The organism is Sphingomonas sp. (genome assembly GCF_035758555.1).
In the GTDB taxonomy this organism is placed as follows: Bacteria; Pseudomonadota; Alphaproteobacteria; order Sphingomonadales; family Sphingomonadaceae; genus Sphingomonas_B.
Genome location: NZ_DASTXI010000021.1, coordinates 1 through 3,110, shown reverse-complemented (window position 1 = coordinate 3,110; position 3,110 = coordinate 1). Strand labels below are relative to the sequence as shown.

6 protein-coding genes and 1 pseudogene are annotated in these 3,110 nt (G+C 67.4%); 3 read left to right on the top strand and 4 right to left on the bottom strand.

Translation table 11 applies throughout. The features are described 5' to 3' along the window. Together VFT73_RS01110 and VFT73_RS01105 are read left to right on the top strand one after the other, a co-directional pair. Positions 1 to 273, top strand: a 273-nt coding sequence (locus VFT73_RS01110; protein ID WP_326408271.1) for a hypothetical protein, incomplete at its 5' end; no start/stop codon positions are given. 80 nt (positions 274 to 353) lie between these two features. Next, a complete protein-coding gene (locus tag VFT73_RS01105; protein ID WP_326408270.1) occupies positions 354 to 749 on the top strand; it encodes a hypothetical protein in 396 nt (131 codons plus the stop codon). A gap of 20 nt (positions 750 to 769) precedes the next feature. Here the strand turns inward: VFT73_RS01105 and VFT73_RS01100 are convergent, their stop codons facing one another. From VFT73_RS01100 to VFT73_RS01085, 4 genes are read right to left on the bottom strand one after another with little or no spacing between them, the layout of a single operon-like run. Beyond that, a complete protein-coding gene (locus VFT73_RS01100; RefSeq protein WP_326408269.1) occupies positions 770 to 1,330 on the bottom strand; it encodes a hypothetical protein in 561 nt (186 codons plus the stop codon). Positions 1,331 to 1,342: 12 nt separating this feature from the next. Then, a complete protein-coding gene (locus VFT73_RS01095) occupies positions 1,343 to 1,672 on the bottom strand; it encodes a hypothetical protein (RefSeq protein ID WP_326408268.1) in 330 nt (109 codons plus the stop codon). 50 nt (positions 1,673 to 1,722) lie between these two features. Then, positions 1,723 to 2,157, bottom strand: coding sequence for a hypothetical protein (locus VFT73_RS01090; protein ID WP_326408266.1), 435 nt, complete (start codon positions 2,155 to 2,157; stop codon positions 1,723 to 1,725). A 53-nt stretch (positions 2,158 to 2,210) separates the two neighbouring features. Then, a complete protein-coding gene (locus tag VFT73_RS01085) occupies positions 2,211 to 2,483 on the bottom strand; it encodes a DUF2171 domain-containing protein (RefSeq protein ID WP_326408265.1) in 273 nt (90 codons plus the stop codon). Positions 2,484 to 2,633: 150 nt separating this feature from the next. Here VFT73_RS01085 and pepN point away from each other — a divergent pair. Further along, positions 2,634 to 3,110, top strand: a pseudogene (gene pepN / locus VFT73_RS01080) (aminopeptidase N); the annotation flags it as partial.

Here is a 3,110-nt window from a genome sequence, read left to right as displayed (position 1 = left end):
CTGGAGGCGGCGGCGAAGCGCTATCTCTGCTCGTCCTACCGCTTCGGCGACATCTATGTGCAGGAGGTCGGCGGATTGGCCGTCTTCGCCGCGCCGGTCGACCTCAAGGCGACGATGGACGGCCGCGACTGGTCGGGCACTCTGTTCGTCACCGACATCTGGCGCAAAGGGCGGGTGCGGCGCGGATGGAAGCTCGCCCAGCGCATCCTCTCCACGCCGGACGAGCGCCCCGAGCTCGCGAAAGCGATCAAGTCGCTGCAGCTCTGGAAATAGGCGAGCCGCGATTTCGCGCGGGTGCGACCTTTTGCCCGCTCCCGCGTTTCGGCCGCGTCACAAGCAAAAGGAGCAGCGACATGGATCGTGTGTTGCTCGCCGCGGCAGCCTCGCTGACCGCTTTCGCCGTCCAGGCCGCGCCGGCGGGCGCAGAGCAGGCCGGCACGGCTTTCAGCGACTCTAGGCCGCCTCAATTCGCCATGGGCACGCCGCGCGTCGGCGACTTCAGCCGGTGCGGGAGCGCGCATCGCGGCCACCACAGAATGCGGCGCGACGGCGGCTGCGAAGCCTTCGGCTGGTCCTATGTCGACGGCCAGTGGGCGCTCTACAACAATCGCAGCTGGGATTCGGACAGCTACAACGACTGGTGGCACGACCGCCCCGACCGCGCCTTCCCGCGCTGGGTGCAGGAGCAGCGCGGCGGTCCGTGCACCGAAGACCGGATGTGGTGGTCGGGGACCGGCTGGCACTGCTGAGCGGGATCGCGGTGCGCGATCTATTCTGACGGCTGCTTCGAAGCGTCCTGCTTCTGCGCGGCCTGAGCCGCCTTCGCCCTGGCTGCCGCGGCTTGCTCGGCCTCGCGCTGCTCGCGGCGCGCCTTGGCCATCAGGTAGAGCTGGTATTCGGTCGGGTGGGGATCGGTCTTGAACATGCTTCCGATCTCCTTTCCTTCGGCCACGCGCTTCGCCATCTCCGCCGCCGTCAGCGCCGCGCCGATGAGGGGGATGCCGGCAGTGACGCACGGCGCAGGGCCGACGCTCGCGCAATCGGGCCGCGGGGTGGGATAGGGCGAGGTCGGCCGCCCGCCGCTATGCACCTCGCGCTTCGCTTCCATCACGTCGGGGTTGAGGCGATAGCCCTTGGGCCGTTCGGTGCAGATGACGATCGCGTCGCTCCCCGGCGGCGGGGCCGGGCACTTGTCCGGCGTAGCCATGGCCGGAGCCGCCGTCGCGCCCGCCGGCTGCGCCTCGGCGGCTACCGGTGCGAGCATCATCAGCGCAACGGGAAGTCCTGCCACCATCAGCGCACACTCCGCCTCACCGCATTGCGCGGCCATGAATGTGCGCCGCTAACGATGGAATTCCTTCTGCGCCTCCTGGAGCCAGCCGCGCGGAGCGAAGCCCTGCTCCTTCTGGGCGACCTGCCGCGTCTTATCCGGGGGCTGGCTGCCGGGGAATGCCGCGACCATGATTCCGATCGCAAGCACTCCCAAAAGGAGCAGCAGCGCAAGGAACGGCAGAGTCGAAAGCAGCATCTGCGGAACTTCGGGCTGGGTGCGATCGCGGTGATGGCTGCGGCGGAAGGTGCGCTTGCGCGCCATCGCGCCGAGATAGTCCTCGGAGCGGGTCCACCTCCCCGCCGGCGACTCCGTCACGCCGTCGCGCTTCATGCCGCGCAAAGTGCGCGCTTTTGCGCCTGTTCTCAATAAGCTCGTGCGTCAGCCGGCGCTTATTTCGTGCGCGGTATCGTGAGCGTCGCGAGGGTCTTGTCGCCGCACTTCACCGTCACGGTCGTGACCGCCTGGCTGTTCGGGATCGTCGCGTTCACCGTCCACCAATCGCCAGGTGCGGCGAAGCCGGTGTCGTTGGTCGTAATCGTCGGAGCGATCTCCGCGTTGGCGCCGCTGACCGTCGCCGGTCCGAGCGCAGCTTTATAGCGCGCGTCCTCGCGATACGCCTTGCCGGTGACGACCACATTGCCGTCCGCGCCGGCCTTGGCCGCCCAATCCTTCGTCTCCTTGTCCTTGAAGAAGCAATAGGCCGGTTTCGCAGCCTCGGCCGCGGCTGTGTTCGTGGCCGAGTTGGTGGCGGCGGCATTGTCGCTCGATTGCCCGCACGCGCCCAGCGCGGCGACTGCGCCGATCAGGATGACGGATTTGTGCATGTCCTTCGTTCCCCCTCGCCCGCATTGGAGCGAAAGGGACGCGAAGGATCAAGCTACTGATGCGTTTCGTCGAGCGGCTGTCCGGTCTGTTCCTGCTCGAACAGGTCTGCGACGACATCGCCGCGCGCGGTCAGGCGCACCCTGTCGCCCTCGACTTCGGCGATCAGGCCCTTCGGGATGAAGTGATGGTGCTCCTCGTGACCGACGCCGCTGTCGGCGCGGATCAGCTTGATGCGATTGTCCTCGACCCGATCGACGGTGCCGATGTGGACGCCGTCGGCGCCGATCACTTCCATATGCTCGCGAATGTCTTCGATGCCGCTCATCGGATTCAAACTCCTCTTGCGCTTGACCTCCCCAACGCTTCGACTGCCGTATCGGATGCACGCCGCGTCGGGCGCTTACGCTCGATTGCGCCACGAGTCATCGGCCGCGGCCGGGTTGTGGCGCCAGATGGTCCGGCCTAAGTCCGCGCCATGGCCGACGTTCGCACCACCACGCTTCCCGACGCCCAGACGGCTCCGGAAGCTCCGCCCTCGCCCACCCACGTCACGATCCGCCGCGAGGATTATCGCCCACCGGACTGGCTGGTGCCGGAGATCCGCCTCGATTTCGATCTCGACGCCGAGCGGACTCGGGTGAAAGCCGTGCTGAACGTCGAACGCAACGGAGAGCACGACCGTCCGCTGCGCCTCGACGGCGACGCGCTCGAGCTGATCTCGGTTCAGGTAGACGGCAAGCCCGCCGAATATCGGATGGAAGGCCCGCAACTCGTCATCGAGATCGCGGGCGACAGGGCGACAGTCGAGACCCAAGTGGCGATCAGCCCCGCGGCCAACACCAAGCTGATGGGCCTCTATGCCTCGGGCGGGATGCTCTGCACCCAATGCGAGGCCGAGGGCTTCCGCCGCATCACCTTCTTCCCCGACCGCCCCGACGTGCTGTCGAAATAT